This is a genomic window from Evtepia sp., assembly GCF_056797215.1.
In genome coordinates this window covers 1-17,612 of sequence record NZ_JBQILM010000026.1, presented here as the reverse complement: position 1 = coordinate 17,612, position 17,612 = coordinate 1, and the positions used below count along the sequence as shown (strand labels likewise).

The following is a 17,612-nucleotide window of genomic DNA, read 5'->3' as shown; positions in this document are numbered from 1 at the left end:
TGCTTGCCCACCGACCCACACTGCTGGTGGTGTATGTGCCCCTTACTCAGCCCCGAACAAAGGCGTGGAGAGATACCGGTCCCCGGTGTCCGGCAGGAGGACCACGATGGTTTTCCCGGCGTTTTCCTCCCGCTGGGCCAGCTGGATGGCCGCCCAGGCGGCAGCGCCGGAGGAGATGCCCACCAGCACCCCTTCCTTCCGGCCCAGCAGCCGTCCGGTTTCATAGGCGTCCTGGTTGGTGACGGGGATGATTTCGTCATATACCCCGGTGTCCAGCACCTCCGGCACGAAGCCCGCGCCGATGCCCTGTAGGCCATGGGCCCCCGCGGGCTGCCCGGAGAGGACGGCGGAGGTGGCGGGTTCCACCGCCACGATTTTCACCCCGGGCTTCTTCTCCTTCAAATACTGCCCCACCCCGGTGATGGTGCCCCCGGTGCCCACACCGGCTACGAAGATATCCACAGCCCCGTCGGTGTCGGCATAAATCTCCGGCCCGGTGGTCTCCCGGTGGGCTTTGGGGTTGGCGGGGTTGACAAACTGTCCAGCGACAAAGCTGTTGGGGATTTCCTTGGACAGTGCTTCCGCCTTGTCAATGGCCCCCTGCATCCCCTGGGCCCCTGGGGTGAGCACCAGCTCCGCGCCATAGGCGGACATCAGCTGCCGCCGCTCCAAGCTCATGCTGTCGGGCATGACAATGATGAGCCGGTAGCCCCGGGCTGCCGCCACCGCCGCCAGGCCGATGCCAGTGTTGCCGCTGGTGGGCTCAAGGATCACCGCCCCAGGCTGCAACAGCCCCCGGGCCTCTGCGTCGTTGATCATCGCCAGGCCTACCCGGTCCTTCACGGACCCGGCGGGGTTCAAGTATTCCAGCTTCGCCAGGACCTTGGCCTTCAGCCCCAGCTCCTGTTCCAGATGGGTCAGCTCCAACAGGGGCGTGCCCCCCACCAGCTGGTCCACTGCCGTATAGATCTTTGCCATAGTCGCATCCTCCTTCGCGCTGCGGCAGCGCAGCCTGCGCCGCCTCTTTGCTTCGAGTATAGCCCCACAAGCACAGCCCGTCAATGGGGTGGGGAAAACTTTTGGTCTACTCTCCGCCAAGACAGCCCAACCCGCCCTGCCCTTTTGTTGCATTCGACGAAGGAAGGGGGGGCGGTTTTTCTTGCATTATTTGGCGCTATGCTGTATAATTATAAAACAATTCGGCCCAGCCGAGTGAAGAAAACATGAAAAGAGGGTTTTTCCAACATGAAGAAGCTTTTGTCCATCCTGATGGCAGCCGCCATGCTGCTGTCCCTGTGCGCCCTCACCGCCTGCGGTGAGAAGCCGGCGGAGGATGCCGCCGGAGACAATGCCGGTGACGACACCAACGCCACCACCGAGCTGGTCACCACCGAGGCCGGCAAGCTGCACATGTCCACCAACGCCACCTTCCCCCCCTACGAGATGACCACCGACAACAGCGGCTTCGAGGGCATCGACATTGACATCGCCACGGCCATTGCCGAAAAGCTGGGCCTGGAGCTGGTGGTGGACGACATGGAATTTGACGCCGCCCTGGTCGCTGCCCAGACCGGCAAGAGCGACATCGTCATGGCTGGCGTCACCGTGGACGAGGAGCGCCAGGCTGTGATGAACTTCACCGACAGCTACGCCAACGGCGTCCAGGTTATCATCGTCAAGGAGGGCTCCGACGTGACCCTGGACAACCTGGGCGAGCAGATGATCGGCACCCAGCGCGGCACCACCGGCTTCAACTACTGCTCCGGAGACTACGGCGAGGAGCATGTGACCGCCTATGACAACGGCATCACCGCTGTCCAAGCCCTGGTGAACGACCAGGTGGACTGCGTGGTCATCGACAAGGGCCCCGCCACCGAGTACGTGGCCGCCAACCAGGGCCTGACCATCCTGGACACCGAGTACGCCAACGAGGACTATGCCATCGGCATCTCCAAGGACAACGAAGCCCTGCTGGAAGCCGTGAACAACGCCCTGAAGGAACTCAAGGCAGACGGCACCATCCAGGCCATCTTGGACAAGTACATCAAGGCTGAATAATTCGCCATCATCCCCCGGGAAAGGGCGGCGCTCGCCGCCCTTTCTTGTTTTGCAGGGTATAGAGAGAAGGGAACGTGTCTATGAGCTTTATTGAGAATTTCCAGCTCAAGTTCTACATGGCCTTTATCGCCGAAAACCGCTGGACCCAGTACATCGAAGGGGTGGGCACCACCCTCCTGGCCACGGCCTTGGCCCTGGTGCTGGGCCTGGCGCTGGGGGTGCTGGTGGCATTGGTGCGCACAGCCCACGACCAGCAGCGTCCAGGCCGCCATAACCCCGTCCTGGCAGTGCTCAATGTCATTGCCAAGGTATACGTCACCATCATCCGGGGCACCCCCATGGTGCTGCAGCTGCTGATCTGGATGTTCGTGGTCTTTACCTTCAGCCGCAACGCCACCGCCGTGGGCGTGTTCGGCCTGGGCATCAACTCCGGGGCCTATGTGTCGGAGATCATCCGGGGCGGCCTCATGGCCGTGGACGGGGGACAGATGGAGGCCGGCCGGAGCTTGGGCCTGCCCTATACCGACACCATGCGCTTTATCGTCGTGCCCCAGGCGGTGAAGGCCATCCTGCCGGCGCTGGGCAACGAGTTCATCGTCCTGCTCAAGGACACCTCCCTGCTCACCGTCATCGGCGGCAAGGAGCTGATCTACTTCGCCAAAGGGGTGGCCAACCGGACGTATGACCAGATGTTCCCCCTGCTGGGGGCGGCATGTATCTATCTGGTGCTGGTGCTGATCTTCAGCTGGCTTCTGGGCCTGCTGGAAAGGAGGATGCGGCAAAGTGATCGACGTTAAAGGCCTGTATAAATCCTTCGGGGACCATGAGGTCCTCACGGACTTGAACGAACACATCCATCCTGGGGAAAAGGTGGTCATCATCGGCCCCTCCGGGTCGGGGAAATCCACCTTCCTGCGCTGCCTGAATCTGTTGGAGGAGCCCACCAAGGGCAGCATCACCTTCCAGGGGCAGGAGATCACCGGGCCAAAGGTGGACATCGACCAGGTCCGCCGCCAGATGGGCATGGTGTTCCAGCATTTCAACCTCTTCCCCAACATGACCATCCGGAAGAACATCACCCTGGCCCCGGTGCGCACCGGGCTGATGAAGCAGGGGGAGGCGGACCAGGCCGCCAAGGAGCTCCTAGAGCGGGTGGGTCTGGCGGACAAGGCCGAGGCCTACCCCAGCCAGCTCTCCGGCGGACAGAAACAGCGCATTGCCATCGTCCGCGCCCTGGCCATGAAGCCCAAGCTGATGCTCTTTGACGAGCCTACCTCCGCCCTGGACCCGGAGATGGTGGGGGAGGTTTTAGACGTTATGAAGCAGCTTGCCCAGGAGGGCATGACCATGGTGGTGGTCACCCACGAGATGGGCTTTGCCCGGGAGGTGGGGGACCGTGTGCTGTTCATGGCCGACGGCCGCATCGTGGAGCAGAACACCCCCGAAGTCATCTTCGGCAACCCCCAGGAGGAGCGCACCCGCAGCTTTTTGGCCAAGGTGCTGTGAGGGGCGGTTCCGTTCATACAAAAAAGACAAGGATTGCATCCTTCCCTGCAATCCTTGTCTTTTTGTTTGTGCCACGCAGCTACAAGAGGTTTTTCTTGCTGGATTCCAGCAGGGGAAACATTCGGATTTTGCGGATGCTGCCCATGGGGATGGAGGGGGTTTCCGAGAGGGTCACCCCCAAGAGGGAACCGCTGGCGATGTAGGTGAAGCGGCCATCCTCCCGCAGGAATTTTAACAAGGTCAACAGCTATGGTGGCGGCGATTTTACGGTAAAGCATGTCGTCCCCTCCCTGAAATGACAATTCAAATATAACAAGAAAACAACAACTTTTCAAGATAAATTGGTCGAGTAAACTATGACAGTTCAAAATAGTTGCAGCTTGTAAATTCTGCGGGCAGTTTTCTTCTTGACATTCTCGATATTCGAGAATATAATACAGACAAGGAAACTCGATTATCGAGAATAGAAGGGGGGTGGCGGTGGTGCCCAGGGAAAAATTCCAAACCTTGACGGAGCAGATGTTCTATGTGCTCCTATGCCTCCGGAAGGAGTGCTACGGCATGGACATCCTGGACCGGGTGCCTGTGATGACCCAGGGACGGGTGAGTGTGGGCTCCGGGACCTTGTATAACCTCCTGGAACAGTTCTCCCAGGCGGGGATGATCCGGGAGACCAAGGTGGAGGGCCGCCGCCGCAGCTACATCCTCACAGATAAGGGCCGGGAGGCTGTGGAGAAGGAGTACCACCGGATTTGCGCCCAGGCGGAGGACTACCGCCGGGCCTTTGGAGAGGAGGAGACCCCATGAGAGACCGCAAATACCGTTTTGTGCTGTATTCGCTCTATGACCCCGACGGCATCCGCTGCCGCTTGGAGGCCATGGCCCGAAAGGGTTGGCTTCTGGATGGGATATTCCTTTCTGTCTGGCGCTACCGCCGGATCGAGCCCAGGGCCCTGCCCTTCACTGTGGTCTATGACCCGGAGATCGGCCCATACGACCCGGACCCCACCCCGGATGATCCCCTGGCTGCCCTGTGTGCCCACAGCGGCTGGACCCTGGCGGCGTCCACCGGCCCGGTGCAGATTTACTATAGCCGCCAGCCCAACCCCGTCCCCATAGAGACAGACCCGGTGGTCATGGTGGAGAACATGCACCGCATGGCAAAAAAGACCCTGCTGCCCACCTGCTGCCTGTTTTTTGTCCTGGCCATCCTGGGCTTGGCCATGGGGTTGAACAGCCTGTTTACCAGTACCGTGGCCTTTCTGGCCAGCGGCATGGACCTCTCCCTGCTGCTGTGCGGGGTGATCTTCCTGCCCCTGTCCCTGGGAGTCCTGGCCGCCTATTACCGCTGGCGAAACAAGGCCCTGGCGGCGGCGGCGCAAGGGGAGTTTCTTCCCGCCAAAGGCCGCCCCTGGGCAACCCTCTGCCTTTGGCTGACGGCCCCGTTCCTGTTCTTTGGCTGGATGGCCATGGATTCTACCGTCCAGAGTTTCTATGATTTCTTCCGGGCAGCGGCGATTATCTTTCTCTGTATCCTGGTGGAAGAGGTGATGCGAAAGAAACGGGTCCATCGGGACAGAATCCGAGACGTGACCATCCTGCTGTGCATCCTTCTCTCGGTGGGCCTTGCCATTGGGGAGGGGACCGGGCTGGTGGACCAACTGGACCGGAAATACAGCCTCCACGGTTGGCAGGCCCATCCGCCCCTGGTGCTGGCGGACCTAAAGGTGGAGGCAGCGGAGGACGACTTGTTCTGCACAGGGGACCGCTCCCCACTGCTGGGGCAGTTTGCCCTGTGGGAGGGCCTCGGCCAGGGGGAGGCGGCGTATTTTCAATACCATATCGCCCAGGTCAAGTGCCCGGCCCTCTATGGCCTATGCCGGGAAAAGCAGTTGGGGGACCGGCCTAGGGAGGACAGCCCCGCCCAACCCTGGGGGGCCCAGTGGGCCTACCGCTTTACCCAGGCGGTGACCCCCCATACCTACCTGTTGGGGTATTCAGACGTGATGGTGGAGGTCAGCTTCCCCTGGGCGCCCACCCCCGCCCAGATGGCCCTGGTGGGGGAGCGCTTGGGGGCAATCAGACTGTAGAGACGGGGCGGCCCGTATGGGGAGAGGAGGAGACACCATGAGAGAGACCAAGTGTAGAATCGAGCACTTTGCCTTTTACGACCACAGCGGCATAGCGCGCCATCTGGAACGGATGGCGGAAAAGGGGTGGATGCTGGAAAAGATCGGTGCCTTTGCCTGGCATTACCGGCGCGTCCCGCCCCGGCGGCGGCACTTCGCCGTGACCTACTACCCCAAGGCCACCCGATACGACCCCGGCCCCCCAGAGGAGCTGGCGCAGTTTTACGACCTGTGCGCCCACACTGGCTGGACCCTGGTGGCGGCCTCTGCCCAGATGCAGATATTTTCCAACGACCAGGGTAGCCCGATTCCCTTAGAGACGGACCCAACCCTGGCGGTGGAGACCGTCCACCGCTCCATGAAGCGGGTCCTTTGGTGTAGGGCGGTGGTTCTGATTGGAGCGCTGTTCCTCCTGCTCACCGGCGTTGCCGAGGCATTCCAGGACCCCTTGGCACTGCTTTCCAGCGGACGGTCCCTGTTTTTCACCCTGGTGGGCCTGTTGGCGGTTCCGCTGGGGGCGGCGGAGCTGTGGCGCTATCTCTCCTGGCACGCCGCCGCTGTACAGGCGGCGGAGAAGGGGGGGTTTTTGGAGACGAAAAGCCATCGGCTCCCCCAGAGGGCTGTTGCGGTGGTGCTCCTGGCTGGCCTCCTGGTCTGGGTGGCCACCGATTCCCCCAATGAGTGGATAGAGACGGTGTTGTGCCTGGTGGGGGTGACGGTAGCCCTTTGCCTGCGGCAAATCCTCCGGGATCGGGGGACCATGGCGGAGACCAACCAGTCCATCGTCTGGGGCCTGGTGCTGTACGTGGGGCTGATGGCGGGGGCCCTAACGGGGGGCAGCGACTTGTTTGGCCTGGAACGCACCACCGTGGACCACTGGCTGAATGCGCCGCCCCTGGCGGTGGGGGAGCTTATGGAACCCAATGAGCAGGACGAGGCATGGGGTGACCTCTGTTGGGGGCAGGAATCCCTTTTCCTGGGAAGCTATATTTATGGAAAGCTCCACGTCAACTTTGCGGGGGTGCGCCAGGACGTGGATGTTACCAGCCTGCGCTATCGTCTGGTGGCCCCCAAGCTCCCCGGCTTTTACGGCCTGAGTGAGCGGGTTTTGGCCAGCGATTGGGAGCCGCACCGCCAGTGGAAGTATCGGGAGGAGAGCCCCGCCGAACCCTGGGGGGCCCAGCGGGCCTACCGGCTGGTGGAGGAGGCTGAGGCAGCCCAGGGGACCCAGCGCTACCTGCTGTGTTACCCCGGCGTGCTGGTGGATATCTCCTTTGCCTGGCCCCCCAGTGAGGAGCAGATGGCCCTGGTGGGGGAACGGCTGGGTGGGATTCAGCTATAAATACGACACGCCCCCTGGGCGGGACAGCGGCGGGGCTGTCCTGCCCAGGGGGCGCGTTGCATTGTCTGGCGGTCACTTCCCCGCCAGGTGGTCCTTCAGGTACAAAATTGCCTGCCGGTAACCCTCCAATCCCAGGCCCATGAAGGTTTTGATGCAGGCCATCCCGGCATAGGAGACCTGGCGGAAGTCCTCCCGCTGGGATACATCGGAAATATGGACCTCCACCGCAGGCAGGGCCACGGCCTTTAGGGCATCCAGGATGGCCACGCTGGTGTGGGTGTAGGCGGCGGGGTTGATGACAATGCCATCCGCCTGGCCTAGGGCCGACTGGATTTTATCCACCAGGGCCCCCTCGTGGTTGGACTGGAACAGCTCCACCGCAATGCCCTCCTGGCGGCAGGTGTCCTCCACCAGGGCGGTCAGGGCCGCGTAGTCCTGCTTGCCGTAGAGCGCCGGCTCCCGGACCCCCAAAAGGTTCAGGTTGGGCCCGTTAAGGACGAAAATCTTCATAAGCCGCCTCCACGTTCTTGGCCACCTGCACCGGGTCCGCGTCGTTGGGGACAATCAGGTCCGCGAAGCGGCGGTACTTGGGCAGGCGCATGGTGTACATATCCTGCAAGTTGCCCCGGAGGGACAGGGGACGGCCCTTCTTGGGCAGCTTGGACAGCTCCCGTTCCAGGAAAATGATGGTGCCGTTCTGGTGGAGCAGGGGATAGTTCTCCCCCCGGGTGACGCAGCCGCCCCCGGTGGAGATCACCAGCCCCGATTCCTTCCCCAGGACGGACAGGAGGGCGGTTTCCTCGGCCCGGAAAGCGGCCTCCCCCTGGCGGTTGATGAAGTCCGCGCAGGACACCCCAAAATGCTCCTCTAATTTCTGGTCGCAGTCAATGAAGGGGTGGTCCAGGAGCTTGGCCAGCTCCCGGCCGATGGTGCTCTTGCCGCAGCCGGGCATGCCGATGAGGACCCGGTTCTCCTTCCGGTGGCAGAGGGTGTGATAGGCCCCCTCTGCCCGGATAGAGGGGAAGGTGGAGCCGGTGAAAATCTGGGCGGCGTAACGGGCCTGCTCCACCAGCATGAACATCCCCCCCAGGTGGGGGATGTCCAAGGCCTCCGCCTGTTGGAGGAGGACGGTGCGGGCGGGGTTGTAAATCAGGTCCAGGACCCCCTGGCATTGGGGGAATTTCCTTAAGTCGATGAGGGCGGCGGAGGTGTTGGGGTACATCCCCACGGGGGTGGTGTTGACGATTACCTGGGCGTCCCGGTGCCGGTCCAGGTTGCCGTAGTTGTTGGCCCCAGAGCGGGAGACCACCACGATCTCTTTGGCCCCCTGCTTTTCCAGCACGTATTGCACCGACAGGCTGGCCCCCCCGGAGCCCAGGACCAGGCACTTCCGGTCCCGGATGGGGATACGGCTCTTCCACACCATGCCTTCAAATCCGGCGGCGTCGGTGTTGTCGCCGTAGAGGCTGCCGTCGGGACGCTTCACCACGGTGTTCACGCTGCCGATGGCCTCCGCGGCCTCGCTGAGCTGGTCACACACTGCCATCACCGTGGTCTTGTAGGGAATGGTCACGTTGAGCCCATAGAAGTTCCGGGCCCGGAGGAAGTCCCCCAGGTCCCCGGGGGCGATCTCAAAGAGCTCGTAGCTATAATCGCCAAAAAGGGCATGAAGTTCAGGGGAATAGCTGTGGCTCAGTTTTTCCCCCAACAGTCCGTAGCGCCGCTGCATCAAACCACCTCGCTGTAGCTGCCTAAATATTGGAAGTCCTCGCAGATGGAGGACAGGTCGTCCACCATGCGGATGAACTCTTCGGAGTACACAGAGGTCTCCAAATCGAAATAGAACATGAATTCAAAGTCCCGGCCGGGGATGAGACGGCTCTCCAACTTGATGAGGTTCAGCCCCAGGGCATAGAAGCGGGACAGGACCTGGTAGAGGGAGCCGGGCCGGTGGGGCAGGGAGACCATGAGGCTGGTCTTGTCCGCACCGGGGAAGATCTGTAGCTTTTTGGAAATGCAGATGAAGCGGGTGTAGTTGTCCCCCCGGTCCTGGATGTCCGCGGCCAGGCGTTCCAGGGCGTAGAGGGAGATGCAGTTGTGGGAGCAGATGGCGGCCACGTCGTCCCGGCTGGACTCCGCCACAGCCTGGGCGGCGGCGGCGGTGTTCTCGCAGGGGGTGACCTTCACGCCCTTGCCCAGCTTTTCCAAAAAGGCGCTGCACTGGCTGATGGCCTGGGGGTGGGAGAAAATCTCCTTGATGTCCTCCAACTTGGTGCCCCGCTTGGCCAGGAGGTTGTGGTCCACCTTCAGCCGGGTGGAGCGGACGATTTTGAAGTTGCGGTTCAGCATCAGGTCGTAGACCTGGTTCACAGAGCCGGCGGTGCTGTTTTCCAGGGGCAGCACGCCGTAGTCGCAAAAGCCGTTCTCAATGGCGGCAAAGACGCTCTCAAAGCTGCCAAAGTACATCACCTGGGGCCGCTGGAAGAGCTTGTCGCAGGCCAGCTGGGAATAGGCCCCCTCCACGCCCTGGCAGGCCACGCTGGCCCGGGGGGGGAAGAGCTGGGGGGTGTTCTCCATGGCCTCCTGAATCTCCCGGCGCAGGGGGGAGGGGGTGGGGTTCAAGGTGCTCTGGTAGCTGCGGCTGAGCTCAAAGAGCATGGACCAGAGGAAGTAGCCGTACTGTTGGAGCTCCGGGGGGAGCTTGCCGGATACATCCTCCAGCTTGGCCCGCTCCCGGGACACGTCCAGCACCGGCAGGTCGTTGGCCTGCTTGGCCTGGCTCACCTGGGCCACCAGGGACATACGGTCTTGGAAGGCTTTTAATAAGACGTCATCGACCACGTCGATTTCTTTTCTCAGTTCTTCTAATGTCATGGTTGTACTCTCCTCATTTCCTGCTCTAGCAGGGCGTCATATACGGCGATGGCGGCGGCGGCCTCCACACAGGGCACAGCCCTGGGGACGACGCAGGGGTCGTGGCGGCCCTTGACCGCCAACCTGGCCTCCTCCCGGCGGCTCAGGCTGACGCTGTCCTGGGCCTGGGCAATGGAGGGGGTGGGCTTCACCGCGGCCCGGAACACCAGGGGCATCCCGTTGGTGATGCCCCCGAGAATGCCCCCGGCGTGGTTGGTTTTTGTGCGCACCTGGCCGTCCACCAGGCAGAAGGGGTCGTTGTTCTCGCTGCCCCGGAGGGCGGCGGACTGGAAGCCCGCCCCAAACTCGACACCCTTCACCGCCGGGATGGCGAACACCAGCCGGGCGATGCGGTTTTCCATGCCGTCCAGCATGGGGTCCCCCAGGCCTGGGGGCAGGCCTAGGACGGCGCATTCTATGACGCCGCCCAGGGAGTCCCCCGCTGCCTTGGCCTCTGCAATCTGGGCCTGCATCGCTGTCCCCGCGCTGGGGTCCACCACGGGGAAGGGGGCTTCACCGGGGGCCAATAGGGCCGCCTGGCTCAGGTGGACGGGGTCAAAGGGGCTGTCCTGGACGCCGCCAATGGCGGCGATGTGGGCCCCCACAGTGATGCCCCGGCGTGCCAGGAGCTGGCGGCAGATCCCCCCGGCGATGCACAGGGGGGCGGTGAGGCGGCCGGAGAAGTGGCCGCCCCCGGCGCTGTCCTGGAAGCCGCCGTACTTGATTTGGGCGGTGTAGTCGGCGTGGCCAGGGCGGGGCAGGTCTTTTAGGTTGGCATAGTCCCCGGAGCGGGTGTTTGTGTTGCGGATGATGGCGGTGAGGGGGGCCCCGCAGGTCCTGCCCTCCAAGAGGCCGGAGAGGATTTCAGGCCGGTCCGCCTCCTTCCGGGGGGTGGACCAGTCCCCTTGGCCTGGGGCCCGGCGGTTCAGGAAGGCTTGGAGGGAGTCCAAGTCCACCGCCTCGCCGGGGGGGAGGCCGTCCAGGGTCACGCCGATGGCGCTGCCGTGGGATTGGCCGAATATGGAAACGGTCAGCTGACCGTGATAGGTACTGCTCATAGTTTCTCCTGGTGCAATATCCTGGCGGGAAGTGTCAAGATATAGGATTCAATATGGTATATGATAAAGGATATTGTGCGGCACGTCAAGGGGCGGGGCGCATATTTGGGGGAAAAGGAGGGATTTGCGGCGGAGAACCGGGGGGCAGGCTTGGGCGGTGGGGGCCTCCGGCTTATGCCGGGCTGTCCCCAAGCTGCACCTGGCGGCCCAAGGCCTCCAAATCCCGCCAAAAGCCGGGGTAGGATTTCTCCACCGCCTGGGCCCCGGTGACGGTGACAGAGCCGGTACACCCTGCCGAGGCCACCGCCGCCGCCATGGCAATGCGGTGGTCCCCCTGGGCGTCTACCTGGCCCCCGGGGAGGCTGGGCTTGCCCTGGATCACCAGCCCGTCCTCTGTCTCCCGCACCTGGCCTCCCAGGGCGTTCAGGGTCTGGGCGGTGGTGGTGAGGCGGTCGGACTCCTTGAGGCGCAGCCGGGCGGCGTGGAGGATGCGGGTCTCCCCGGGGATCAGGGCGGCGGTGGCGGCAAGCACCGGCACCAGGTCGGGGATGTTCCGGGCGTCAATCTCCACAGGGTGCAGGGGGGCGGGGCTGGCTTGGACGGTGCCGCCGGCCCAGCGGATGCCCCCGCCCATGGCGTCCAGCACCTGGCACACCCCCCGGTCCCCCTGTAGGGAATCGGGGTCCAGCCCGGTGAGGGCCACCCCGGTCCCGGCCAGCACCCCCATGCACAGCCAGGGGGCGGCGTTGGACCAGTCCCCCTCCACGGGGGCGGTGCCGGGGCTGTGGAAGCCCTGGGGGGGGAGAGTGAAGTGCCAGGCCTTCTGTTCCGGGGTCAGGCCGAAGGCGGACAGGGCCCGGAGGGTCATGGCGATGTATCCGGCGGACTCCACAGTCCCGGTGACGGACAACCGGCTCTCCGCCCCCAGCAGGGGCAGGGCCAGCAGCAGGCCGGAGATGAACTGGGAGGATACATCCCCCGGCAGGGTAAACTGCCCCGGCTGTAGCTGCCCGGAGATGGTCAAGCGCTCCGGCGTCTGTTCAATCCTACAGCCCTGGGCCTGAAGCTGACCCACCAGGGGTTCCATAGGCCGTTGGCCCAGCCGCCCCTGCAACAGGAAGCTGGCCCGTACCCCCAGGGCCCCCGCCACCGGCAGAAGGAAACGGAGGGTGGAGCCGCTCTCCCCACAGGGAAGCAGGCAGTCCCTGGGGGCGGCTGCCCGGTTCACGGGGGTGACGTGGAAGCCCGCCGCCTCCCGCTGGATGTCCGCCCCCAGGGCCGTCAGACAGGCGGCGGTGGCGTCGATGTCCTGGGAGCTCTGGGGACAGGCCAGGGTGGTGGGTTGGTCCGCCAGGGCGGCGCAGATCAGCAGCCGGTGGGCGGCGGACTTGGAGGGGATGGCGGGGAGGGTCCCCGCCGCCTGTCCGGGATGGATGGTAACGGTCATGCTTGCAACCCCTTTTCAATCCAGGACAGAAGCGAGGCCACGGGGACGCTATGGAGGCGGCTCTCCCCCCAGGCGGTGGGGACCACCAGGCTGAGGGCATCCCCGCTGCGCTTCTTGTCGGACAGTGTTTTGGTGTAAAGCGCCTGGGCGCTGTATTCTGTGGACTGGGGGAGCCGGTAGGCTTCCAGCAGGGCTTGGAGCCTGGGCAGCACCGCCGCCGGACAGAGGCCGAAGTGGACGGCCGCCCGGGTGATGAGCACCATGCCGATGGCCACAGCCTTGCCGTGGGAGATGGCATAGCCGCTGCACGCCTCCACGCCGTGGCCGATGGTGTGGCCCAGGTTCAAAAGCTGCCGCGCCCCGGTGTCGAACTCGTCGGCCTCCACCAGGCGGCCCTTCTGCTCCACGCAGCGGGCAATGACGGTCTCCACGTCCAGAGGGCCGGGGGCCTCTAGGATATCCAACAGCGCCGGGTCCCCGATCATGCCGTACTTGATGACCTCGGCGCAGCCGTCGGCGAAGTCCGCCGGGGGGAGGGTGTCCAGGACGCTGGGGTCACAGAGGACGGCTTTGGGCTGGTAAAAGGCCCCCGCCAGGTTCTTGCCGTGGTGCAGGTCGATGGCGGTCTTGCCCCCCACAGAGGCGTCCACCGCCGCCAGGAGGGTGGTGGGGAGCTGCAAAAAGGCCACGCCCCGGAGGAAGGTTGCGGCGGCAAAGCCGGTCAAATCCCCCACCACGCCCCCGCCCAGGGCCACCAGACCGTCGGCGCGGGTGATGTGATGCTCGGCCAAGCACTCCAACAGCGCCAGATAGGTCTGGCCGTTTTTGGAGGCCTCCCCGGCGGGGAACACGAAGGGGACCACCCGGAACCCCGCCGCTTCCAGGCTGGCGGTGCAGCGGGACAGGTAGAGGGGGGCCACGTTGCTGTCAGAGACCACAGCGGCGGTGGGGCCTGTCCACAGAGACCGGGCCCGCTCCCCCACCTGGTCCAGCAGGCCGGGGCCGATGTGGACCTGGTAGGGCTGGGAGGCGCGGATGTCTACGGTGGTCATACCCCGTCCACCTCCTCCTTGATCCTGCGCCCGTCCTCCAAGAGCTGGCGCAGGGCGTCGAAGTCGCTGGCCTCCAGGGCGGCCTTGTACTGGTTCAAGCTGGCCATGAGGGTGTCCAGCTCAAAGAGCAGGTTGCCCTTGTTTTCCAAAAAGAGCTCCGCCCACATGGCGGGGTTCAGCCAGGCCACCCGGGTCAGGTCCCGGTAGCTCCCGGCGGAGAAGCCGCTGTGCTCCCGGGCGGTGGGGCTCTTGATATAGGCGTTGGAAATGACATGGGCCATCTGGGAGGTGAAGGCAATGCGCTGGTCATGGGCCTGGGCGGTGGTAATGGAGATGTGCCCAAAGCCCACAGGGGAGAGGAGCTTTTTGGCCCGGTCCAAGAGGCGGATGTCGTCGAAGGTGGGGGGCACCAGCACCATGGGGGCCCCGTCGAAGAGGTCGGGCTGGCTGTACTTGAAGCCGGAGAAGTGGGTGCCCGCCATGGGGTGGCCCCCCAGGAAGGTGAGGCCGTATTGCTCCGCTAGGGGGAACACCTCCCGGCAGACCTTCTCCTTGGTTCCGGCGCAGTCGATGACCATGGTGCCCTTGTCCAGCAGGGGGGCTAGGCGGCGCATGTGCGCCACCACCGCTTCGGGGTAGGTGGCCAGGAGCAGCAGGTCCAGGCCGGGGAGGTCCTTGTCCTCTAGGGGGCCGTGGATGGCCTGGGCGATCTGGGCAAACTCTGTGATGGAGTGGTCTGCGTCCCAGCCCAGGACGGTGACAGCCTCGTCCCGGCGGTAGGCCTTGGCTAGGGAGCCGCCGATGAGGCCCAAACCGATGATACCAACTCTCATCCCTCCATCGCCTCCCGGATGCGGAAGAGCTTCTTTGCCGTGGCGGCAAAGGCCTCCGGGGTCAGGGATTGGGCCCCGTCGCACAGGGCGTGGGGCGGGTCGTTGTGGACTTCAATCATCAGCCCGTCGGCCCCCGCGGCCACGGCAGCCATGGCCATGGGTTCTACCAGGTCCGCGTGGCCGGTGGCGTGGCTGGGGTCCACCACCACCGGGAGGTGGGTGAGCTTTTTCAGCACGGGAATGGCGGAGAGGTCCAGGGTGTTGCGGGTGTAGGTGGACTCATAGGTGCGGATGCCCCGCTCACAGAGGATGACATCCTCGTTGCCGTTGGCCATGATATACTCCGCGCTCATGAGCAACTCCTTGATGGTCCCCGCCAGGCCCCGCTTTAGGAGGATGGGCTTCTTGGTCTTGCCCAGCTCCTTGAGCATGTCAAAGTTCTGGGTGTTCCGGGCCCCCACCTGGATGACGTCCACCTCCTCGAAGAGGTCCAGGTTGCGGATGTCCATGAGCTCGGTGACGATGGGCAGGCCCGTGGCCTTTTTGGCCTCTAGGAGCAGGCGGATGCCCTCTGCCCCCAGGCCCTGGAAGTCGTAAGGGGAGGTGCGGGGCTTGAAGGCGCCTCCCCGGAGGAAGTGGGCCCCGGCGGCTTTGACCTGCTGGGCCACGTAAATGATCTGCTCCTCGGTCTCCACGGAGCAGGGGCCGGCGATGAGGGCGAAGTGGCCCCGGCCGATGGCCCCAGCCCCGGCCTGGATTTCGGAGCTGTCTGGGTGGAACTGGCGGTTTACCGCCTTGAAGGGGTCGGAGACCCGGGTGACACTCTCCACGATGTCCAGGCTCTGGATCATCTCCATGTCCACCTTGGCGGTGTTGCCGATGAGGCCCAAAACGGTCTGGAACTCCCCTTGGGAGACGTGGACCCCCAGGCCCTGCTCTTTGAGCCAGTGGATGAGGTGCTCCACCCGTTCGGGGGAGGCGTTGGCTTTCAATACTGCGATCATGGCGTTTGACTCCTTTCGTGGTGCATCTTGCGCCGCTTCTGCCTGGGCGGCGGGAAAATATAAAAAGCGCCGCACAGAACGGAATCTGTGTGGCGCTTGTATGCGTTCAAAAAATGAATACAGAAAGCGATGGGATTATTCCAGCACAAATTGCCATTACCTTATTCCCTTGTGGGTGATAAAGTAACGGTAGGCGAAGAAGCGGTTCATGTTGGCGCTGGTCAGCTTCATAATGGGCCATCCTTTCGATTTATTCGGATAAAGTGTAGCACGCTTTGGTGGGGTTGTCAAGGGTTTTTTGCAGGGGGCTCCTTCAACTCAAAAATGAACTCCAATGAAAAATCACGCAGCAATGTCACGCTGCTGAGCTTGAGGAAGTTGACCGGTACGCCGTATCCCTTGAACTGGCGGTTTCCCTCTAATTTTTGCACCACCCGCTGGACGATTTCCTGTTGGTACTTTTTCACCGCATCCCGCAGGGCGTTCCAGGAATCGAACTGGTAGCGGGGGAGGCTGACCATAATGCGGATACGGTCAAAGGTGGCTTCGTTTTGGTTCCCCGGGGTACGCTCAAAGACCGGCAAGGCGATGCGCTGTACCAGCCGGTCAACGGGGGCCGGCTCCGGCGGGGGCTGGAAGGTCAGCTCTGTGTTTAGGAAAATCTCAATGCACTCCGTCAGGGTCATCCCCACTTCAAATTGGGTCGCTGCCTTGCGCCAGACGCTGGTGCTGAAAAATGACGTTCCTGTACCTGTAATTTTGAATATGTTAAACTTTATGAGCCCCTCCACGGGAAATAACTTTGCCTTGTCCTTGGAGTAAATTTCATCCTCATTGAAATAATAGGTTGCCCCATTGTACTGCCGGATGGGCTGGTTGATGACACCATATTCTATCAGGAAATCCCTTGTCATAGAGACAAGCTCAGTATCGGGAATGGTTTGCAGATAGTCCACCATTTCCGGGAGCAGGTAATGCACTACATTTTCGTCCAGGGGCCGATAGAGCCGGAATTTTTGGATGGCCCGTTCCCATGCCTCGCGGTCAAGGAAGGAGGGGGCCCAGAATGTTTCCTCCGGTACGCCGCCGCCCTCGGGGGTTTCATAAGCGGGATTGACATAAATATCCTCTCTGTAGGGAACCACCTGGAGAAAAATGTGGCTTTTATAATAAGGCCGTTTGGCAATGACTTGATTCACAATGCCCTCGGCAATCAGCCCCAAGGTGATGCCTCTTGATGCGATGCACCAGGCACAGCCTTTCCCTGTCGTTTTATCTATCGCCATCATGATACCCCCACTCGTTTCCTCGATAAAAATGTTTTTCCTATTATACCCCTATAGGGGGTGTATGTCTACTATGAGGGGTTAAAAAATCCCTATTATTAAGCTATTATTCCCCTATGGGGGTGGTTGTGTGATAGAAAAAGATATCCTTCTTGTTGAAATGGGAAGCCGGTTAGCTCAACGACGCGAACAAATGCATTTAACGCAAGAAAAATTGGCTGAGCTATCAGGGGTATCTGTAAAGACTATTTTTTCTGCTGAAAAGGGGCAAAAAGCACTTCGGCCTGAGAATATTGTTAATATCTGCCAGGCTCTTGATATGGATATTTCTTTTTTTATGACCGGGAACGTATTGCGTTCCGACATCTTAAGTTCTCTTACCCATGAACAACGCATGGCCTTTAATAAAATTTTGGATGCATTTCTTTCGATTTGTTAGCAAATTATAGAACCATGAGAGTGCAAGTGGCATCATGGGGGATTAAAAGTTTTTCTTTTTAGTAATAGTATGGTCCCATGGGGGGATATGATGAAAAATAAAACTTTGGAAGAGATTGGGAAACGGCTAGTGTCCGCGCGGAAAGCAAAAGGTTATACACAAGAGCAGTTAGCGAGTTTAAGCAATCTTTCAATTAAGATGATTTCTGCGGCAGAGAATGGGCACAAGGCTATGAGGCCAGAAAGTATTATCAAACTATGTGAATGTCTCTCTATTTCTACTGATTATTTATTGTTTGGTGAGTCTGCAAAATTACGTTCACTGACTGAATATGATGAAATCAAACAACTAACGCCAAAACAAAGAGATGCCTTATCAAGAATTATTGAGGACTTTCTTTCAGCGTTCAAACAATAGCCACATATTGAATTGGTATTTTGTGGGGTTGACATGCCTGTATGTGTTTCGTATAATAAATTAACAAGTGGAAAAGTGGCCCGCTCCCGGTCATGCGGAAAAGAAGTAGACCGTGAAACTGTAGTTCG

19 protein-coding genes are annotated in these 17,612 nt (G+C 61.8%); 8 read left to right on the top strand and 11 right to left on the bottom strand.

What is annotated here, in order from left to right; all coding sequences use genetic code 11:
* Positions 1-42: 42 nt before the first annotated feature.
* A complete protein-coding gene (gene cysK, locus ACTOZL_RS07170; RefSeq protein WP_482477550.1) occupies positions 43-978 on the bottom strand; it encodes a cysteine synthase A in 936 nt (311 codons plus the stop codon).
* Positions 979-1,245: 267 nt separating this feature from the next.
* Here cysK and ACTOZL_RS07165 point away from each other — a divergent pair, with 267 nt between their 5' ends.
* The 3 genes from ACTOZL_RS07165 (at position 1,246) to ACTOZL_RS07155 (ending at position 3,564) form a co-directional block, all read left to right on the top strand.
* Positions 1,246-2,058, top strand: coding sequence for a transporter substrate-binding domain-containing protein (locus ACTOZL_RS07165; RefSeq protein ID WP_482477549.1), 813 nt, complete (start codon positions 1,246-1,248; stop codon positions 2,056-2,058).
* Between the two features lie 80 nt (positions 2,059-2,138).
* Positions 2,139-2,855 (top strand): amino acid ABC transporter permease, encoded by a 717-nt coding sequence (locus ACTOZL_RS07160; RefSeq protein ID WP_482477548.1) that lies wholly within the window; start codon positions 2,139-2,141, stop codon positions 2,853-2,855.
* Positions 2,842-3,564 carry an amino acid ABC transporter ATP-binding protein gene (locus ACTOZL_RS07155; protein WP_482477547.1) on the top strand — a complete coding sequence of 241 codons (723 nt, stop codon included), beginning with the start codon at positions 2,842-2,844 and terminating at the stop codon, positions 3,562-3,564. Before ACTOZL_RS07160 ends, ACTOZL_RS07155 begins: the two co-directional genes overlap by 14 nt.
* Before the next feature lie 79 nt (positions 3,565-3,643).
* Here ACTOZL_RS07155 and ACTOZL_RS07150 read toward each other — a convergent pair whose 3' ends face one another.
* On the bottom strand, positions 3,644-3,802 hold the full coding sequence (locus tag ACTOZL_RS07150) for a hypothetical protein (RefSeq protein WP_482477546.1): 159 nt from the start codon (positions 3,800-3,802) through the stop codon (positions 3,644-3,646).
* Between the two features lie 245 nt (positions 3,803-4,047).
* Between ACTOZL_RS07150 and ACTOZL_RS07145 the strand changes: the two genes are divergently transcribed.
* The 3 genes from ACTOZL_RS07145 to ACTOZL_RS07135 are packed head-to-tail and all read left to right on the top strand — an operon-like array spanning position 4,048 to position 7,035.
* Positions 4,048-4,371, top strand: coding sequence for a PadR family transcriptional regulator (locus ACTOZL_RS07145; protein ID WP_482477544.1), 324 nt, complete (start codon positions 4,048-4,050; stop codon positions 4,369-4,371).
* On the top strand, positions 4,368-5,654 hold the full coding sequence (locus ACTOZL_RS07140; protein WP_482477543.1) for a hypothetical protein: 1,287 nt from the start codon (positions 4,368-4,370) through the stop codon (positions 5,652-5,654). The genes ACTOZL_RS07145 and ACTOZL_RS07140 overlap by 4 nt, the downstream gene beginning before the upstream one ends.
* Before the next feature lie 37 nt (positions 5,655-5,691).
* A complete protein-coding gene (locus tag ACTOZL_RS07135) occupies positions 5,692-7,035 on the top strand; it encodes a DUF2812 domain-containing protein (RefSeq protein WP_482477542.1) in 1,344 nt (447 codons plus the stop codon).
* 72 nt (positions 7,036-7,107) lie between these two features.
* Here the strand turns inward: ACTOZL_RS07135 and aroQ are convergent, their stop codons facing one another.
* The 9 genes from aroQ to ACTOZL_RS07090 form a co-directional block, all read right to left on the bottom strand.
* Positions 7,108-7,545: a type II 3-dehydroquinate dehydratase gene (gene aroQ, locus ACTOZL_RS07130; protein WP_482477541.1), complete on the bottom strand. Its 438-nt coding sequence runs from the start codon at positions 7,543-7,545 to the stop codon at positions 7,108-7,110.
* Positions 7,526-8,764, bottom strand: a complete 1,239-nt coding sequence (locus tag ACTOZL_RS07125; protein ID WP_482477539.1) for a shikimate kinase — start codon at positions 8,762-8,764, stop codon at positions 7,526-7,528. The genes aroQ and ACTOZL_RS07125 overlap by 20 nt, the downstream gene beginning before the upstream one ends.
* Positions 8,764-9,909, bottom strand: a complete 1,146-nt coding sequence (locus ACTOZL_RS07120) for a bifunctional chorismate mutase/prephenate dehydratase (RefSeq protein WP_482477538.1) — start codon at positions 9,907-9,909, stop codon at positions 8,764-8,766. The genes ACTOZL_RS07125 and ACTOZL_RS07120 overlap by 1 nt, the downstream gene beginning before the upstream one ends.
* Positions 9,906-11,006 (bottom strand): chorismate synthase, encoded by a 1,101-nt coding sequence (gene aroC, locus ACTOZL_RS07115; RefSeq protein ID WP_482477537.1) that lies wholly within the window; start codon positions 11,004-11,006, stop codon positions 9,906-9,908. The genes ACTOZL_RS07120 and aroC overlap by 4 nt, the downstream gene beginning before the upstream one ends.
* A gap of 172 nt (positions 11,007-11,178) precedes the next feature.
* Positions 11,179-12,453 carry a 3-phosphoshikimate 1-carboxyvinyltransferase gene (gene aroA / locus ACTOZL_RS07110; RefSeq protein WP_482477536.1) on the bottom strand — a complete coding sequence of 425 codons (1,275 nt, stop codon included), beginning with the start codon at positions 12,451-12,453 and terminating at the stop codon, positions 11,179-11,181.
* Positions 12,450-13,505: a 3-dehydroquinate synthase gene (gene aroB, locus ACTOZL_RS07105; protein ID WP_482477535.1), complete on the bottom strand. Its 1,056-nt coding sequence runs from the start codon at positions 13,503-13,505 to the stop codon at positions 12,450-12,452. Before aroB ends, aroA begins: the two co-directional genes overlap by 4 nt.
* Entirely contained in the window at positions 13,502-14,338 is an 837-nt protein-coding gene (locus ACTOZL_RS07100) for a prephenate dehydrogenase (protein ID WP_482477533.1), read from the bottom strand. Before ACTOZL_RS07100 ends, aroB begins: the two co-directional genes overlap by 4 nt.
* A complete protein-coding gene (aroF, locus tag ACTOZL_RS07095; RefSeq protein WP_482477532.1) occupies positions 14,335-15,342 on the bottom strand; it encodes a 3-deoxy-7-phosphoheptulonate synthase in 1,008 nt (335 codons plus the stop codon). The genes ACTOZL_RS07100 and aroF overlap by 4 nt, the downstream gene beginning before the upstream one ends.
* 287 nt (positions 15,343-15,629) lie before the next feature.
* On the bottom strand, positions 15,630-16,628 hold the full coding sequence (locus tag ACTOZL_RS07090) for a hypothetical protein (RefSeq protein ID WP_482477531.1): 999 nt from the start codon (positions 16,626-16,628) through the stop codon (positions 15,630-15,632).
* A gap of 130 nt (positions 16,629-16,758) precedes the next feature.
* On the opposite strand from ACTOZL_RS07090, the gene ACTOZL_RS07085 reads away from it, so the two are divergent.
* Together ACTOZL_RS07085 and ACTOZL_RS07080 are read left to right on the top strand one after the other, a co-directional pair.
* Positions 16,759-17,067, top strand: a complete 309-nt coding sequence (locus tag ACTOZL_RS07085; RefSeq protein ID WP_482477530.1) for a helix-turn-helix domain-containing protein — start codon at positions 16,759-16,761, stop codon at positions 17,065-17,067.
* 87 nt (positions 17,068-17,154) lie between these two features.
* Positions 17,155-17,484: a helix-turn-helix domain-containing protein gene (locus tag ACTOZL_RS07080; RefSeq protein ID WP_482477529.1), complete on the top strand. Its 330-nt coding sequence runs from the start codon at positions 17,155-17,157 to the stop codon at positions 17,482-17,484.
* Positions 17,485-17,612 lie beyond the last annotated feature (128 nt).